Origin of the sequence: Pseudomonas sp. (assembly GCF_035512415.1) — a bacterium.
Classification (GTDB): Bacteria; Pseudomonadota; Gammaproteobacteria; order Pseudomonadales; family Pseudomonadaceae; genus Aquipseudomonas.
Genome location: NZ_DATKDZ010000026.1, coordinates 1 through 17022, shown reverse-complemented (window position 1 = coordinate 17022; position 17022 = coordinate 1). Strand labels below are relative to the sequence as shown.

General features: G+C 61.4%; 14 protein-coding genes and 1 riboswitch. Of the genes, 4 read left to right on the top strand and 10 right to left on the bottom strand.

All coding sequences use genetic code 11. From position 1 onward, the window contains the following. Positions 1–108: 108 nt before the first annotated feature. The 7 genes from uca to VMP31_RS12635 all read right to left on the bottom strand — a co-directional run bounded on the left by uca (position 109) and on the right by VMP31_RS12635 (position 8577). Positions 109–3750 (bottom strand): urea carboxylase, encoded by a 3642-nt coding sequence (gene uca / locus VMP31_RS12665; RefSeq protein WP_325507625.1) that lies wholly within the window; start codon positions 3748–3750, stop codon positions 109–111. Positions 3751–3917: 167 nt separating this feature from the next. Beyond that, positions 3918–4553 carry an urea amidolyase associated protein UAAP2 gene (locus VMP31_RS12660; protein ID WP_325507623.1) on the bottom strand — a complete coding sequence of 212 codons (636 nt, stop codon included), beginning with the start codon at positions 4551–4553 and terminating at the stop codon, positions 3918–3920. 11 nt (positions 4554–4564) lie between these two features. Beyond that, positions 4565–5293 (bottom strand): urea amidolyase associated protein UAAP1, encoded by a 729-nt coding sequence (locus tag VMP31_RS12655; RefSeq protein ID WP_325507621.1) that lies wholly within the window; start codon positions 5291–5293, stop codon positions 4565–4567. Positions 5294–5302: 9 nt separating this feature from the next. Then, positions 5303–6094, bottom strand: coding sequence for an ABC transporter ATP-binding protein (locus VMP31_RS12650; protein ID WP_325507619.1), 792 nt, complete (start codon positions 6092–6094; stop codon positions 5303–5305). Continuing rightward, entirely contained in the window at positions 6091–6906 is an 816-nt protein-coding gene (locus tag VMP31_RS12645; protein WP_325507617.1) for an ABC transporter permease, read from the bottom strand. Before VMP31_RS12645 ends, VMP31_RS12650 begins: the two co-directional genes overlap by 4 nt. Positions 6907–7038: 132 nt before the next feature. Beyond that, positions 7039–8106 (bottom strand): putative urea ABC transporter substrate-binding protein, encoded by a 1068-nt coding sequence (locus VMP31_RS12640; RefSeq protein ID WP_325507615.1) that lies wholly within the window; start codon positions 8104–8106, stop codon positions 7039–7041. Between the two features lie 67 nt (positions 8107–8173). Continuing rightward, a riboswitch (guanidine-I (ykkC/yxkD leader) is annotated at positions 8174–8287 on the bottom strand. Positions 8288–8451: 164 nt separating this feature from the next. Continuing rightward, on the bottom strand, positions 8452–8577 hold the full coding sequence (locus VMP31_RS12635) for a hypothetical protein (protein WP_325507613.1): 126 nt from the start codon (positions 8575–8577) through the stop codon (positions 8452–8454). 482 nt (positions 8578–9059) lie between these two features. Here VMP31_RS12635 and VMP31_RS12625 point away from each other — a divergent pair, with 482 nt between their 5' ends. Continuing rightward, positions 9060–9545, top strand: a complete 486-nt coding sequence (locus tag VMP31_RS12625) for a hypothetical protein (RefSeq protein WP_325507609.1) — start codon at positions 9060–9062, stop codon at positions 9543–9545. A gap of 190 nt (positions 9546–9735) precedes the next feature. Continuing rightward, a complete protein-coding gene (locus VMP31_RS12620; RefSeq protein WP_325507607.1) occupies positions 9736–9987 on the top strand; it encodes a DUF1145 domain-containing protein in 252 nt (83 codons plus the stop codon). A gap of 10 nt (positions 9988–9997) precedes the next feature. Here VMP31_RS12620 and VMP31_RS12615 read toward each other — a convergent pair whose 3' ends face one another. Beyond that, on the bottom strand, positions 9998–10636 hold the full coding sequence (locus VMP31_RS12615; RefSeq protein WP_325507605.1) for a potassium channel family protein: 639 nt from the start codon (positions 10634–10636) through the stop codon (positions 9998–10000). A 137-nt stretch (positions 10637–10773) separates the two neighbouring features. Between VMP31_RS12615 and lapG the strand changes: the two genes are divergently transcribed. Together lapG and lapD are read left to right on the top strand one after the other, a co-directional pair. Beyond that, complete coding sequence (lapG, locus tag VMP31_RS12610; protein ID WP_414705458.1) at positions 10774–11445, top strand: cysteine protease LapG; 672 nt, start codon at positions 10774–10776, stop codon at positions 11443–11445. Between the two features lie 22 nt (positions 11446–11467). Next, a complete protein-coding gene (lapD, locus tag VMP31_RS12605) occupies positions 11468–13402 on the top strand; it encodes a cyclic di-GMP receptor LapD (protein ID WP_325507603.1) in 1935 nt (644 codons plus the stop codon). 95 nt (positions 13403–13497) lie between these two features. Here the strand turns inward: lapD and VMP31_RS12600 are convergent, their stop codons facing one another. Both VMP31_RS12600 and VMP31_RS12595 read right to left on the bottom strand, forming a co-directional pair. Further along, positions 13498–13836 carry a tryptophan synthase subunit beta gene (locus VMP31_RS12600; RefSeq protein WP_325507601.1) on the bottom strand — a complete coding sequence of 113 codons (339 nt, stop codon included), beginning with the start codon at positions 13834–13836 and terminating at the stop codon, positions 13498–13500. Between the two features lie 270 nt (positions 13837–14106). After that, the coding region (locus VMP31_RS12595) for an Ig-like domain-containing protein (RefSeq protein WP_325507599.1) at positions 14107–17022 on the bottom strand (2916 nt) is incomplete at its 5' end.

Below are 17022 nucleotides of genomic sequence, written 5' to 3'. Positions count from 1 at the left end.
GTTGTTGCGGAATTAGGTGTTGCGTTACTGCAGGTTCGTAGCCTGGATAAGCGCAGCGCAATCCGGGAGCGGTCCGGGATTGCGCCAAGGCTTATTCGGGCCAGGGGTTTATGTTTCTTGCAAAACCACCACCCGCTGGCCGGCGCGTACCGGTGAGCCGGGTTGTACGCGTATCTCGCTGACCACGCCGTCTATCGGGGCGAGCAGGGGGATTTCCATCTTCATCGACTCCAGAATCACCAGCACATCGCCGGTCTTGACCTTGCTGCCAACCTCCACCTGCACCTGCCAGAGGTTGCCGGCGATATGGCTTTCGATGCTGTGCAGGCCGGCACCGAGGGGGGCGTCTTCGCCGACATCGGCGGCGACTTCCTCGCTCTCGTAGTGCGCCTGGCCGGAGGCGATCCAGCGCTGGCGTTCGGCATCGAAGGCGGCGCGCTGCTGGTTGCGGAAGGCCTCGATGCCCTCGGCCTCGTGGTCGAGAAAGGCCTGGTAATCGGCCAGGTGCAGTTCACTGTGTTCGATACGCAGGTCATAGCGGCCCAGGGGGAAGTCGCGGCGAATGCGCAGCAACTCCTCGGCCGATACCGGATAGAAGCGGATCTGGTCGAAGAAACGCAGCAGCCAGGGCTTGCCGTCGAATGCGGCGACTTCACGGTAGCGGTTCCACATCTGCAGGGTGCGGCCGACGAACTGGTAACCGCCGGGGCCTTCCATGCCGTACACGCACATATAGGCACCGCCGATGCCCACCGAGTTTTCCGCGGTCCAGGTGCGCGCCGGGTTGTACTTGGTGGTCACCAGGCGATGGCGCGGGTCCAGCGGGGTGGCCACTGGCGCGCCGAGGTAGACATCGCCCAGGCCCATCACCAGATAGCTGGCTTCAAAGACCGTGCGGTAAACCTCGTCGAGATTGGGCAGGTCGTTGATCCGGCGAATAAATTCCAGATTGCTCGGGCACCAGGGGGCGTCCTTGCGCACCGTGGTCATATATTTCTCGATGGCCAACTGGCAAGCCGGGTCGTCCCAGGACAGCGGCAGATGGACGATGCGCGATGGCACCTTGAGGTCTTGCGCGGCGCACACGACGTCCCATTCGCCGATGACTATGGCCAGCAGATTGGCCAGCGACAGGGTTTCCGGCTGGTAATGCACCTGCAGCGAGCGGATGCCAGGGGTGAGGTCGATCACGCCGGTTAGGTTTTTCGCTTCCAGCGCCTGCATCAGCGCATGGCCACGAAAGCGCAGCACCAGATCCAACTCAGGCGCGCCTATTTCCAGCAGCAGATGGGTGTCACCAGACAGGCGCGCGACCAGACGTTTATCGGCTTCGCCGATATCGAGGACGATGGGGGAGGGGAGGGTATTTTCTTTTGTAGGAGCGGCCTTGGCCGCGATTGCGTTGTCAGCTTGATCGCGGCCAAGGCCGCTCCTACGAAGGCTCGCACATTCAAGATTGCCGGCTTTTGCCAGCTCCCGCGCCGTTGCGATATCCACCGGCGCAAAGCGCACTTTATCGCCCGCTTTCAACTGCCCCAGCTGCCACAGATCCGCCTCGATAATCGTCACCGGGCAGACAAAGCCGCCCAGGCTGGGGCCGTCGGGGCCGAGGATCACCGGCATATCGCCGGTAAAGTCCACCGCGCCGATGGCGTAGGGGTTGTCGTGGATATTCGAGGGGTGCAGGCCGGCTTCGCCGCCGCTGTCGCGTACCCACTCAGGTTTTGGTCCGATCAGGCGCACGCCGGTGCGGCTGGAGTTGAAGTGCACTTCCCAGTCGGTGGCGAAGAAGGTCTCGATATAGGCCGGGGTGAAGTATTCCGGCGCGCCGTGGGGGCCGTAGATCACGCGGATTTCGCGCACGGCTGGCAGCGCGCTGCGCAGCTCGCTGGGCAAGTGTGCGCCAACGTCAAGGTCGCTCAGGGCTGGGATATGCAACACATCACCGGCCCGCAGGGCGCGGCCGCCGTGGCCGCCGAACTGGCCGAGGGTAAAGGTGCTTTTGCTGCCCAGGTAATCCGGCACCTGCACACCGCCACGCAGGCTTAGATAGCTACGTGCCCCCGCACCCTGGATGGTGCCGAGGCTCAGGGTGCTGCCGGCCTTGATCAGCAGCGCGGTATTCAGGGGCTGCTCGATACCATCGACGCTTAGCGGAATAGGTGCGCCAGTGACCGCCACCACCGCATCGGTGTTAAAGCGCAGCGTCGGGCCGCTCATGGTGATTTCCAGGCCGGCGGCATCCGCCTCGTTGCCCAGCAGACGGTTGCCCAGACGCAGGGCGCGGCTGTCCATCGGCCCGGAGGGCGGCACGCCGACCGCCCAGTAACCGAGGCGGCCGGGGAAGTCCTGCACGGTGGTCTGGGTGCCGGCGCTCAGCACTTCGAAGGTATTGGCTGTGTACGTCAGGCCTTCCAGGCAGCGGGTCCAGGGGTTGCCGCTGGCAAAGGGTGCGTCAGTGAGGATCTGCCGCAGGTACTGGCTATTGGTTTCCACGCCATACAGCAGGGTATCGGCCAGGGCCTGACCGAGGGCGGCACTGGCGGCTTCGCGGTTATCGGCCCAGGTGATGACCTTGGCGATCATCGGGTCGAAGTAGGGCGGGATCTCGCAGCCGGCTTCGACCCAGGTGTCGATACGTAGCGCCTTGCCATCGGCCTTGGGGAAGGCGACGGCAGTCAGCAGGCCGGGGCTGGGTTGGAAGTCGCGGCCCGGATCTTCTGCGTACAGGCGCGCCTGAATGGCATGGCCGCTGGGTTTTAGCGTTTTCGCCAGTTCGCTCAACGGGGCCAGATCGCCAGCTGCCAGTTCGATCATCCAGCGCACCAGGTCGACGCCCCACACCTGTTCGGTAACGCCGTGCTCGACTTGCAGGCGGGTGTTTACTTCGAGGAAATAGAAACGTGCCGCCTCGCTGTCGTAGACAAATTCCACGGTGCCGGCGCTGCGGTAACTGACCGCCTTGGCCAGCTTGATCGCTGCGGCGCACAGCTCCTCGGCCATGCCGGCTGGCAGGTTGGGGGCCGGGGTTTCTTCCAGCACCTTCTGGTTGCGCCGCTGCACCGAGCAGTCGCGCACGCCGAGGGCCAGCACTTCACCGCGACCATCGCCAAATACCTGCACTTCCAGATGGCGGGCGCGCTGGATGTATTTTTCGATAAACACGCCGCTGTCGCTGAAGTTGTTCTGCCCCAGGCGTTTGACCGCCTCGAAGGCGTCACTCAGCTCGGCGGCGCTGTTGCATACGCGCATACCGATACCGCCGCCGCCGGCTGTGCTCTTCAGCATCACCGGGTAGCCGACCTGCTCACCCGCGATCAGCGCGGCGTCGAGGTTTTCCAGCAACTCGGTGCCTTCCAGCATCGGCACACCATGCTGTTTGGCCAGGGCGCGGGCGGTGTGTTTCAGGCCGAATACGCGCAGTTGCTCGGGCGTTGGGCCGACAAAGGCGATACCGGCGGCCTCGCAGGCTTCGGCAAAGGCGGCGTTCTCGGAGAGAAAGCCATAGCCGGGGTGGATGGCCGTGGCACCGCTGGCCTTGGCCACAGCGAGAATCTTCTCGACCACCAGATAGGTGTTGGCCGCCGGGCCTTCGCCCAAGCTGAAGGCTTCATCGGCCTGTTGAATATGCAGACTGGCGGCGTCGGCCTCGGAGTAGACGGCTACGCCCTGTACATCAAGGGCTCGCAGGGTGCGCAGAATGCGGCAGGCGATGGCACCGCGGTTGGCGATCAGCAGTTTGGTGAACATTCGAGGTGTCCTCGAAGGGGCGGGCCGTCCCGCCGGTAGTGGTGCGCCCTATGGTCGTCCATAGGTTGTAGGAGCGGGCCATGCCCGCGAAGAGCGTTCGCGGGCATGGGCAAGGTGCCGCCGCCTCTCCTACAGGTCTGGTTGCAAGCTTTTCGTTTTTAACCTGCTTAATCCCACACCAGCACTTCAGCCGGAGTCGGGTTGTAGCCGTTACACGGGTTGTTCAGTTGCGGGCAGTTGGAGATCAGCACGATCACATCCATATGCGCCTTGAGCTCGACGTACTTGCCGGCGGCGGAGATGCCGTCTTCAAAGGTCAGGCCGCCTTCAGGGGTGACTGGCACGTTCATAAAGAAGTTGATATTGGCGCTGATGTCGGCCTTGTTCAGGCGGCCGTCGTGCAGGCTGGCGCGCAGGAAGTTGTCGCGGCAGCTGTGCATATAGCGCTTGTCCAGGGCGTAGCGAACCGTGTTGCTCTCCTGGGCGCAGGCACCGCCGAGGGTGTCGTGGCACCCGCAGGTGTCGGCAACGATGCTCAGCATCGGCTGGCCCAGGTTGGAATACAGCACGCTGCCGGTGGTCAGGTACACGCGGTTCTGTTTGCGCAGGGTGCGTTGCACGTCATAGCGCTCGCGCGGGTTGCGCGCCGAATAGAACAGCGTATCGACCGCCTGGTTACCTTCCAGGTCGAGCAGGCGCAGGGTCTGGCCGGCCTTCACTTCACAGAGAAAGGGCTCGCCGGCACCAATGGTGGCGCGGTACACGGCGGCTTCCGGGTGCTTGTCGCTTGAGATAAGAGTCATGCTGGCCGGCCTCAGATATACAGACGTTCGGTGTTGTGGAAGCCACGGGCGTTTTCCGCGCGCGAGGTGCGGCACAGCACGCTGATGCCGTCGCTTTCGACCTTGTGCCAGGACAGTTGCAGCGGCTTGGGCGCGTAGTCGGGGTTGGGGTCCATGGGGTGCTGCAGGGCGGTGAGCACCACCAGCGTGTCCATCGGCGCGTACAGCTCGATATAGTCGCCGGCCTTGGAGTTGCCCGCTTCGAACTGGAAACAACCATCAGCGTCCACGCTCACCTTGCTAAACAGGTTGAGGCACATCAGCAGGTCGGCAAGACCCAGGTTCCACTTGCCCATTTCCACCAGCAGGTTGTCCACGCCGTTGCGGAAGAAGCCGTTGCGCAGTTGTTGGTAGCTGCCTTGGCCGTATTTTTCGGCAACTTCATCGGCGTTCAGTACGCCGCCGAAGCTGTCATGCCAGCCGCAGGTATCAGCGGTGATCGCTGCCAGCACCCGGCCCATATCCGAATACAGGCAGTGGCCGGCGGTGAGCTTGGCGGTGTGCTGGCATTTGAGGCTGTCGGGCAGATTCAGCCGTTCGCTTTTCTCGGCTGCGTTGAGCAGCAGCAGGCTGGCATTGGCACCGCCTTGTAGGTCGGTGATGCGCAGCAACTGGCCGCGCTTGAGCACAAAGGAGGTGTGGCCACCGCCAGGCACGAATTCTTCGTAGAGGGTGGGGCGCAGGGTCAGTGCAGCTGTCATGGCAACTCCTTACAGGGCCGGGTTCAGCTTGCCGGCGATATGCGCGGGCAAGGCGTCGACGGCGGCGCGCTGGGCGCGGCGGTCGCTGTTCAAGGGAATGTCGTAGGTGATGCGCGCGCCAAAGGCATTCGGTGCGTGGGGGTCGACGCGGACCTTGTCGAACACCAGCAGGCGGGTGCCGAGGCTAAAGCCCTCGCTGAGGTCATGGGTGACCATAAACACGGTCAGGCCGGTGGCGCGCCACAGCTCCAGCAGCAGCACGTGCATGTCCTTGCGGATACCGGGGTCGAGCGCGCCGAAGGGCTCGTCGAGCAGCAGCACGCGCGGCTGCATGATCAGCGCCTGGGCAATCGCCAGGCGTTGCTGCATGCCGCCGGAAAGCTGGCTGGGGTATTTGTCCAAAGCATGGCCGAGGCCGACCTTGTGCAATATCACTGCGGCCTGTTCGCGGGCCTCGCGCTTGGCGCGGCCAAATAGCCGGCCGAGCAGCGGCGCGCGGGGCAGCTCGAGGCCGATGGCGACGTTATCCAGCACCGAGAGATGGGGGAACACCGAATAGCGCTGGAACACCACGCCGCGGCTGCTATCGGGCTCACCTGCCAGGGGCTCGCCGCCCAGCAGAATCTCGCCCCGGCTGGCGCGCTCCTGGCCCAGTAGCAGGCGCAGAAAGGTCGATTTACCGCAGCCGGACGCGCCGACCAGGGTGCAGAACTCGCCCTCGTGGATGCTTAGATTCAGGCGCTCAAGCACCACTTGATCGCCGTATTCCTGCCAGACGTTTTTGACCTGAATAAAGCTCATGCCTTGGCCCCCTCATACCAGGGGAAGCACAGGCGGGTGAGCTGACGCAGGCCCAGGTCCATCAGCCAGGCGAGCAGGGTGATCCAGGCCACGTAGGGCAGAATCACATCCATGGCCATATAGCGGCGCACCAGAAAGATCCGGTAACCCAGGCCATCGGTGCTGGCGATGGCTTCGGCGGCGATCAGAAATAGCCAGGCCGAACCGAGCACCAGGCGCAGGGCGATCAGCAGGCGCGGCAGGATCTGTGGCAGCACCACGCGCAGAATCAGGGTCCAGGTGCTGGCCCCTAGGGTCTGCGCCTTGATCAGCAGCTCCGGCGGAATTTCCCGGGCGCGCTGTTCCAGGTCGCGGGCCAGGACCGGGGTGATGCCGATCACGATCAGCATCACCTTGGATAATTCGCCCAGACCAAAGACGATAAACAGGATCGGCAGTATCGCCAGCGGCGGCACCATCGACAGCACCGTGAGCAGTGGCGACAGCGGTGCGCTGAATAACGGCAGGGTGCCGGCGGCGATGCCCAGACACAGGCCGACCAGGGCGGCGATACCGATGCCCATGGCCAGACGCTTGAGGCTGGCGGCGCTGTCCTGCCAGAACAGGTAGTTGCCGCTGCGCTTGTCCTCGGTAAAGGCCAGGCGCTCGATGGCCGCACCCATCTGGCTGGCGCTGGGCAGCAGCTTGTCGTTGGGATTGTCCGCCAGACGCTGCGCCGAGCCGACAAAGTAGGCGAACAGCAGCAGGGCGAAGGGCAGCAGGATCAGCAGCAGGCGACCGCTGCGATCCGGGTGGCGGTTGATCAGGCGCATAGTGCTCCTCGTGATTCGACATTCCCCTCTCCCTCTGGGAGAGGGGCTAGGGGTGAGGGTCTTGCGAACGGCGCGGGGTTTCCCTCACCCCAACCCTCTCCCGGAGGGAGAGGGGGTTAGAGCGCAGGCTCGTTACAGCGTGCCGTCGGCCGCCATCTGCATAAACGAAGGATCAAAGCGCAGCTTGAGGTTGCTGCTGTCGCCGGTGGTCACGTCCTTGGCGAAGCTCATGCCGATGGCATCGCTGCTTTGCGCGCCTTCGCCGAGCAGGCCGTGGCCGAAGGAGAACTCCGCGACCTTGGTCATGGTGGCCGGCAGTTTCGGGCTGGTGGCGAAGGCCACGGCGTCCTTGGCCGAATAGAACATCTTGGTCGCTGCCAGCTGTGCTTCGTAGCCAGCCAGGTCGGTGCCAGAGGCTTTGGCCATATGCTCGCGGGCCGCTTTGCCGGCTGGTGTGTCGGCGCTCATGGTGGCCATGATTTCGTACCAGGCACCGGTCAGCGCTTTGCCGAAGGCCGGGTTGTCCTTGAGGGTGTCGCTGTTGACCACCATCAGGTCGATGATTTCACCGGGGATCTGGCTGGAGTCGAACACCTTGGTCACACCAGGTGTGGCTTCGATCTCGGCCAGCAGCGGGTTCCAGGTGGTCACGGCGGTGACGTCGCTGGTGGCGAAGGCGGCCACCAAGTCGGCGTCAGAGGTGTTGACCACTTTCAGGTCTCTCTCACTGAGACCGGCCTTTTCCAGGCCGCGGGCCAGCAGGTAGTGGGACACGGACAGTTCAACCAGGTTGACGTTCTGGCCCTTGAGGTCGCCCAGGGTCTTCTTCTCGCCCTTGAGCACGACGCCGTCGTTGCCGTTGGAGAAGTCGCCGATGATCAGCGCGGTGGAGTCGATGCCGCCGGCAGCCGGGATGGTCAGGGCGTCCATATTGGTCATGGTGCAGCCATCGAACTGGCCGGCGCTGTACTGGTTGATCGACTCGACGTAATCGTTGATCTGCACCACATCGATATTGATGTCGTACTTCTTCGCCCACTTGTCGACGATGCCTTCTGCGGTACCGTATTCCCAGGGCATCCAGCCGGCGTAGATGGTCCAGCAGACGCTGAAGTCGGATTTCGGCGCGGCGTGGCTGTTGAGGCTGATGGCGGCAATCAGACCAGCGGCGAGGGTGGAGAACAGACGGGGCTTACGCATGGTGGAACCTCCAGTTCGAGAAATGGCGGGCAGGAGTGCGCGGCGGTTTCCCCATCTCTGGGGCGCGTTCTCCCGGGCTTTTATCCCGCCGTGTAACCTCGAAGGAGGTCGCCAACTCTCGGACCAGTCACTCGCCTATGCCTTTCGCATCGAACGAGCCGGAACCCTAGTCGGCTATTGCAAATTGTGGTGCCGCGATTCCGTTATGCATCGGCATAAGGGTTGTTCCTGCACGCTGGTTACTTAGCGAACATCGTGCCAGTCGCTCTGCAGGGCTCTGCAATGGGGGTAGAGAGGGCAATGAGCGATTTATAGATATGGTATTTGCGCTGTTCTGGTGCGCGTTCAGCTGGGTACGCTGCAATAAGGTGCGGGTGCGGTGTTGGTTGCTCGGGTCGGCGGCATGGCCCGGACCCGTGCTGTATTTTTGAGGCAATTGAACAGGCGCGATTCGGTGATGTCGAAGTTCATACCTGCTCCAGTTAATGGGAGCCAAGGTGGTCGCAGGCATCTGATGTCCGTGGGAAATTCGAGGAGTAGCGCAATGCGTGTTCTAACTCTGATGGCTTTAGTGCTGTTGCTTGGTGGCTGTACCCTCAGTGCGCCGGGTGTGCATGCGCGCATCGGTGAACCTGTAAGGGTGGATGTAGGGTATGGTGGTAGTAATGGTGGCCATTGCCCACCAGGTTTACGTATGCAAGGGCGTTGCTGATGAAAACTTATTTGAGCTTATTGCTGGTCGCCATGCTGGCCGTCAGCGTACAGGGTTGTAGCCTGCGTCTTCCAGGCATAGGGGTCGATATCGGCGATGGCGGTGGTGGCGGTGGTGGCCCATCTCATTGCCCGCCAGGGCAGGCGAAAAAAGGTCGCTGCTGATTCGTTAGCTCGATTTCAGCGGTTCCAGAAGGCCAGCATTTGCTGGCCTTTTATCCACTGGCGGTACGGAGGCCAGCATGCTGTTTAAATCCATGATTATCGCGTTGTTGGGGCTGACCCTGACCGGTTGTGCGGTATACGGTGGCAGTGGCTATGGCCATCGCGGCCATGACCGCCATTATTCGACCACTTATTACCATGTGCCGCGTCAACCGGTGTATGTGGTGCCACGCCACTATCGGCACGACGGTTATCGCTATGACGCGCGTCGCCATGAGCATGACGGTCGTCGTCACGACGGCCGGCGTTATGACAACGATCGGCATGACCAGCGCCGCTATATGCCGGCCCCTGCGCCGCGCCATTACCAGTCCAACGGGCACAAGTACCGGGGCATAGAGCGCCAGGCAGGCTGGAGTGAGCAGCGCGGCGAGCGCCGGCAGGAGCAGTCACGTCAGCACCGGCAGGACAACGCTCAGCCGCGCCGGCAAAAGGATGGCCGCCAGCGTGGTAACGAGCAGCGCGGCGGTGATGGGCGCGCCTGGCAACGCCAGTACAACTAATAGCCCTTAGGGGACTCAACTAGGCGGCTGCGGCTTACGGCTGAAGCCGCCATCTTCTATATAGCTTCTTGTCCACGGCGCACCTTACGGGCGGCCATTGCTGCGGTATACGGCTCAACCAAAGTCCAGCGGGCAGGGTGGCCTGGCTGCGGCATCCTCGGTACTTCCATTGCCCGCGAGGAGTGTACCGATGCATCTGCTGAGTTTTATCAAGGGCGCGCTGGCCATGTTCTGGCTGCTGGCGCTGGCCAATCTGTTCGTACCCCTGGGCGAGGCCTGGTTCTGGCCGGTCAACCTGGCCGCTGCGGCAGTGTTGCTGGCTCATGTCGGCGAGGTGATGCTGTTTCGCCAGCGTTTGCAGGGCCGCCCGCAACCCTGGCTGGAACGGGTCCAGGTGTTGCTGTTCGGCATGTTGCATATTCAGAGCCTGCCCAGGGCCTGAACTGTCCCCGCTAAACCTCTTCCTCGCGGTCGTTCATCAGCATCAGGCTGCGCGCCACCGCGATGGCGATAAACATCACCCCAGCGACCGCTTCGGCCCCTGCCAGTAGGCGTGCGGCCGGGGCTTGGGCGTGGATATCGCCATAACCCACGGTGGTCAGGGTAACCAGGCTGTAGTAGACGAAATCGTCCAGGTGCAGCTCGCCACGGGCATTCCAGAACGCATTGGGGAAAAAGCCGTTGACCACCTGATAGGCCATGGCAAACGCCAGCGCTAGCAACAGGTAGAGGGCCAGCAGGCCGTACAGAAGGTCGCCAGTGACCGGGCGTTCGTGGATCACCCGGTGAAATAGCGACGCCACCATGGCCAGGTAGAACACCACCAGTCCGAGCCCGTTACTCATAGGGCTTGGCAGGCCGATAAGCTTTTCCAGCAGCAATAACAGTAAGTTGCTCAGGCCCAGTATCACCACCAGGCTCATAAACAGTTTCTTGTGCCGAAGGGTGTTGATCCCCGCTATGACCAGCAGCAACAGCGCTGCCCATTCCAGCCACAGCGCCGGCTGCGGCCAGCCCATCACGCCCGTCAGCAGCACGCTGGCGAAGAACAGCAGGCGCAAACGATAGTGCAGTAAAAAATGTTCGAACAAGGGTGATCTCTCCGTTACGGGTGGCGCAGTCTGAACAGGGCGGCCGTTTGCTGTCCAGCCGTGATTGCCTTTTGCCGGCACCGCCCGCACCATGGCCGCCATCTTGTGGTGGAAGTCGTGGCGTGCAGTCTGGCCGGATCGAAATTCTGCGTATTTCTGTGGGCAAAGCCGCTCTGGCCCTTGCGTTGCTGCTCGCCCTGGCGGCGGGCATGTTGCATGCCGACTGGGATTTTGGCCATATCACCTCGCGTGCCGAACAGCTTTATGGCCCGCTGGGTGAGGGGCGGGGTCGCATCAATGACTGGCAACGGCTGTTGCAGGAGCAGGCCGCAGTAGATGAGCTGGAACAGCTCAAGGCGGTCAATCGCTTCTTCAATCTGCGTCTGCGCTTTCGTGACGATATCGCCATATGGCGGGTGCAGGACTACTGGGCCACGCCGGTCGAGGCGCTGTGGCGTGGGGCCGGCGACTGTGAGGACTATGCGATTGCCAAGTATTTCAGCCTGCGCCAGCTCGGGGTGCCGAGCGAAAAGCTGCGTATCACCTATGTCAAGGCGGTGCGCCTGAATCAGGCCCATATGGTTCTGACCTATTACGCCCATCCGCTGGCCATGCCGCTGGTGCTGGATAACCTGATCGATGCCATCGAGCCGGCCAGCCAGCGCAGTGACCTGGTGCCGGTATATTCCTTCAATGCCGAGGGCCTGTGGTTACCTGGTGCCGGCGGTGGCAAGCAGGTGGGCGACAGCAAGAAGCTGTCACGTTGGCAGGATCTGTTGAAAAAGATGCGCGCCGAGGGTTTCCCTTGAGCGCGCCTAGCAGGAGTCACTGATGTCACTGTTCAAGCAGCTGTTTATTGCCATCTGCGTGTTGATGCTGGTGAATTTCACCGGCAGCTTCCTGGTCAGCGTGGAGAGTTCCCGCGAGCAGCAGGTCAACCAGCTGCGTGCCCACGCCCAGGATGCCGCCACGGCCCTGGGCCTGTCGCTGAGCCCGCACGTCAATGATGTGGCGATGATCGAATTGATGGTCAGCTCGATCTTCGACAGTGGTTATTTCGAGAGCATCCGCGTGGTCGACCCGGCCAATGGCGAGTTGCTGGTCGAGCGCGTCGGGGCTCCGGTCTCGGGTGAGGCTCCGCAGTGGTTTGCCCGCCTGGTCGATCTGGCTCCGGCCCGCGGCGACGCGATTGTCAGCGACGGCTGGCGACAGGCCGCCCAGGTGCAGGTGATCAGCCATCCGCTGTTCGCGGTCGGCAAACTCTGGCAGAGCGCCCTGGGTAATCTGCTCTGGCTGGCCCTGAGCGGTGTGTTCTGTGTCGCCCTTGGAGTGCTGCTGCTCAAGCGCCAGTTGCGCCCGCTGGACTATATGGTCGAGCAGTCCAACGCCATCGCTCGCCGCGAATTCCTCAGCCTGCCGGAATTGCCGAAAACCCCGGAGTTCCGCCGGGTGGTCAATGCCATGAACCAGATGGTCGGCAAGCTCAAGGCGTTGTTCGCCGAAGAGGCCGCGCGCAGCGAAGTGCTGCGCGCCGAGGCCTATCAGGACAGCCTGACCGGCCTGGCCAACCGGCGCTATTTCGACCTGCAACTGCATGCCCGCCTGAGCGTCGAGGAGCAGGCCTGCAGCGGTTTCCTCCTGCTGTTGCGCTTGAACGACCTGGCCGGGCTTAACCAGCGTCTCGGCGGCCAGCGCACCGACCAGCTGCTCAAGGCCGTTGCCGAGCTGTTGCAGCAGTCAAGCCAGGGGCGCTTTGTGCTGGCGCGTAATCGTGGCGGCGAGTTCGCCATTCTGGCGGCGGGCCTGGAGCGTGGCGAAGCCCAGCAGTTGGCGGAAGACCTTGAGCGCACGCTGCTCAGCCTGCAGCAGACCGGAGCCAGCGATTGCCTGCCGGTGGCCCACCTCGGCCTGACCGCCTTTGCTCCGGGTGATGAGCCGCAAGATCTTTATCGCGCCCTGGATGCCGCCCTGGCTCAGGCCGCGAGCCAGGCTCAGCCGAGCTGGGCCTTCAGTGCGGCGCTGGCGTCGGCACAGGCGGTGGATGAGCGGCAGAACTGGTACCGCCTGCTCGACCAGGCGCTGGAGCAGAGCCGCTTGCAGTTGTTCTTCCAGCCAGTGGTGGCCGCCTGCGAGCCGGACCGGGTGCTGCACCACAAGGTGCTGGCGCGGGTGCTCGATGAACAAGGCAAGCTGTTGGCGGCGGGGCGCTTCCTGCCCTGGCTGGAGCGCTTCGGCTGGTCGAGTCGGCTCGATCTGGCCATGCTTGAACAGGTGCTGCAGCAGATGGCCAGCCACACGGCCACGGTGGCCCTGAGCCTGTCCGGCCATACGGTGCGCGAGCCCCAGGCCCTGGCCCGGCTGTATGAGTTGCTGCAGCAACATCGCCATCTGGGGCCGCGCCTGAGCCTGGAACTGGACGAGGACCAACTGCCTGAACAGGCCGAACTGGAAGCCCTGACCCAGCGCTTGCGCGGCCTGGGCTTCAGCCTTGGCCTGCAGCATTTTGGCGGACGCTTCAGCATGATCGGCAACCTGGCCAAACTCGGCCTGGCTTATCTCAAGGTGGATGGCAGCTATATCCGCGCCATCGACCAGGAAAACGACAAGCGCCTGTTTATCGAAGCCATGCAACGGGCGGCCAACAGCATCGACCTGCCGCTGATCGCCGAGCGGGTGGAAACCGAAGGAGAGTGGCAAGTGCTGCGTACCATGGGTATTGAGGGTGTGCAGGGTCGCCTGTTTGGCGAGCCAGGGCCTTGGGCATAGAGCGTTTGGATAAGCAGACGTAGAGAGCGGCTTTTGACCGCGCTCAGATCGCGGGCATGGGCTAGGCATCCCCGCCGCTCCTACAGGGGTAAGCTTTAAATCAGCTCCGACTCATCGTCGTTAATCAACCGGTGCAAGCCGCCCAGCGCATCACGCGCCTTGCTGCGGCCGACCAGCTTGCTCTGCGCCGCTTCCGGTAGATCGGTGATCCGCACCACACCCTTGCGGATCAGTACGGTGATCAGATCTTCCAGTACCCGGATCATATCCAGGTCGCTCTGCTTGAGCTGCAACAGGCTGCTTTCGGCAGTCTGGTTGGCATACCAGGCCTGGGCCTCCTGACTGTCCGCCGCCAACTCGCCATCCATGCCTTCGAAGGGCGCAGCCTCAACCTGTTGCAGGTTGCCCCACGCATCACGCTTCACATACAACATCGACCACTCCTAGCCTGTTGGCAGCCTAATAGGCCGTGACTTGATTCAGCCTCGCCCCGTAGGGTGCGCCGTGCGCACCAGCTCCAAGAGCCAATGTTCACGACGCGCCCTACGAGATGTTTTGTATAGAACAGGATAATGGCCTATTCGGGTGCAGATTGGGAAATGCGTTAAAAATGACCGGAGCCATTGTTACTCCTGCGCTGCGCTGTCCCCTAGCATGGCCACCATAAAAACAAACCCCGCTACTTTGGGTAGCGGAGTTGTTTGTCAGTCCTGGATCTTGAGTAGGGGGTCGGGGCTTGCGATCAGCGAGCTGATGGTATCGCTGGCGGTGAACACATTACTGCCAGCATTTTCCACCTTAATGGTGATATCGGCTTCGCCACCCGAAGCAAAAGCCCCTGTGGTGCTGATCAACAGGCTGGAACTGTCGGTGTCGAGGCGTAGGTAATTGCTTAGATCGGCTTCGTCCACAGTGCTGAGCAGATCGCTCAGGTCGATGACATCACCTTCGCTGCTATTGAAGTCCTTGATCACGTCGTGCCCCAGGTCGCCGTTCTGCCAGGCGAAGGTATCTGCACCGCTGCCACCGAAGAGAATATCGTCGCCCTCGCCGCCGATCAGGATGTCGTTGCCGCCTTGCCCGTAGAGAATATCGTTGCCCTTGCCGCCATCTAGCGTGTCGTTACCGCCACGGGTATCTCCGGCTACGTTGAACAGGTCATGGTTGCTCCGGACATAGTCGTAGAGATCCTGATTGCTCGGGGCTATACCGTTCTTCAGCTCTAGGAACTGTTGCAGCGCGGAAAGCCCAGAACCTGCAGGCAGATTGTTCGGTTGGCTCGGGTTGCCGTTAAGCCCCCACGGCAATTCATCGGTGTTGATCACATCGCCAAAGATAATGTCCTGGCCTGCACCGCCGACAATGTTGTCGTCGCCCACCGGTACCAACTCGAGTGCTGCTGCACCACCTTGCAGCGCGGCGTCAAGTTGATCGGCGGTGGTGACGATTTCGACAGTGCCAGCAGGGGCGCTTACGAGGTCGTCATAGCGGGCAATATTGTCAATGTAGACAGTGGTATTGCCACCAGTGATGGAGTTGTCGGTCACGGTGAAGACAAAGCGGTAAGTCCCTGCGCCTGCGGCAGTAGTGTATACGTTTAAGTCATCTGCTTGAGCGTTGGTGTATGTCCCAATGGCGTTAGTGACGGTCGACCAAATGGCTTCGCTACCAGAGCCTGATTGCTTTTCCAGAGCCCAGGTGAAAGTATCACCTTCAGTGAAGTTGGCAGTTCTGAACTCGAAGCCGAAACCGCTATTGGCCTGGGCAGCGCTGAGAGAGAAGGTCGGGCTAGTTGCGCCGGCCGAGCCACTTACATTGTCAATGATCTGCAGTTCATCATTCGAACGGGCCACCGAGCCAGTTTTGTTTGTCCAATTGCTTGGGTTATTACCGCCACTATTGTTATTGAAACTGAACAGTGTTGAGCTATCGAACCCAACTACGCCTTGGCCAGTTACCGTGGTGTTATCAAAGAAGCGCAGATAGTCTTCATTAATACCAGTGCCAATACCTATTGCATGTACAGTGCTCATATTGCTCAGCGGAGCAAATGCAGCGATAGATTCGCTCAATATCGCATAATCGCCTCCGCTGTCAGTGCTGTTGCCACTGCTATTCAGATAGCGGGTTGGGTCACCGTCGGTCAGGAGGAAGGTCAGATTCTGGTAGCCATCACTGATTCCCTTGCTATCGGCAGCTTGATCATCAAACCAGTCAACGGCTTCATTAAACGCGGCTTCATAGTTGGTATAACCACCAGCGCTCAGCGCTGTAATAGCATTGAGCAGCGTATCGACATTGGCATCACTGAGGTCATCGATATCTGCAGTGATTGTTGCGCCATCAGAAAAACGAACCAGACTGATATTGATAATGCCGTCATGGTCTTTCAACTGGTCGGCCAGGTTTTGCAGAGACGCTTTCACCAGGGCCACTCGTGTTGAGTTCATGCTGCCCGACATATCCACTACCAGAGCAATATTGTAATTGCTGCCAGGCTGAGTGCTGGTCAACGTGCCGCCAACATCGCCCAGCAGTACATCATCGCCGCTACCGCCCAGAATGTCGTCGTCGCCATTATTGGCACCACTACCTTCGACCTGAATGACCCCAGGAGCCTGAATAACCTTCACGGTCACAGTCGCGGTATCGAAGCCGCCTTCTCCGTCCGTGATGGTGTACGCGAAACTCGCATCACCATAGAAGCCGTCAGTTGGGGTGAATACCACCTGGCCGCCGGCATTCAGTTCAACGGTGCCGTTCACAGCATCCTGCACACTGACAAGGCTGAGCGGATCAGTATCCGGATCGCTATCGTTGTTTAGCAAACTGCTGGGATCGATGGTCAGGCTGTCGCCACTGTCCACTACCAGTGGCGAACCGGCAGGTACATGGTAGAGGTCGCTGCCACCTACGAGGCTGTAAGCACCACCGTCCTTGCTAAGCTCGACCTGCAAACGGGCCTGTCCGGCCTGATCCCAGTAGACGATCTCAATATGCTGAGGACCCGCCTGCTCTTCACTGATGCTGAAAAGAGCGCCTTGGTTGGTCTGGATCACCTGGATGTTGTTGACCTCGGCGACAATGAGGCCATTGATGCGAATGCTGTAGCCGTCATCTGCCGTTACCTGGAAACGGTACTCGCCAGCTGCCATCTCAATAAAGCCCGTCATCTTGATGATGGCGTCGGAGCTGTTGTCGCTCGGATCTGCTGAAAGCGAGTTGCCATTGCTGCCGATAAAGTTCCGCAGGTTGTCATTACCCAGGCCGCCGGCATCGTCCAGAGGGCCGTAGTTCAGCGTTGTCGCATTAAAGGTCGCATCTGGGGTGCGGCCGTCGATAAAGCTGTTTACCAGGCTGAGGTTGGTTAGGTTTGGCCCATCGTTGCCTGCGCCTGTGCTGGTGTCGTTATAGCCGTAATACTCCGCGAACAGTCCTTGAATTTCGGTATAGGTATCGGCAACGGCTGTTGGGGGAGTGTTGGTGCCGGTGACGGTGATGGTCACGGTGGCCGGCGCACTGACGGCACCATCGTTGTCGGTGGCGGTGTAGGTGAAGGTCACGTCACGGGTTGCATCAACCGCCAGGTCGTCGAAGTCGGTACCTGGGGTGAAGGTGTA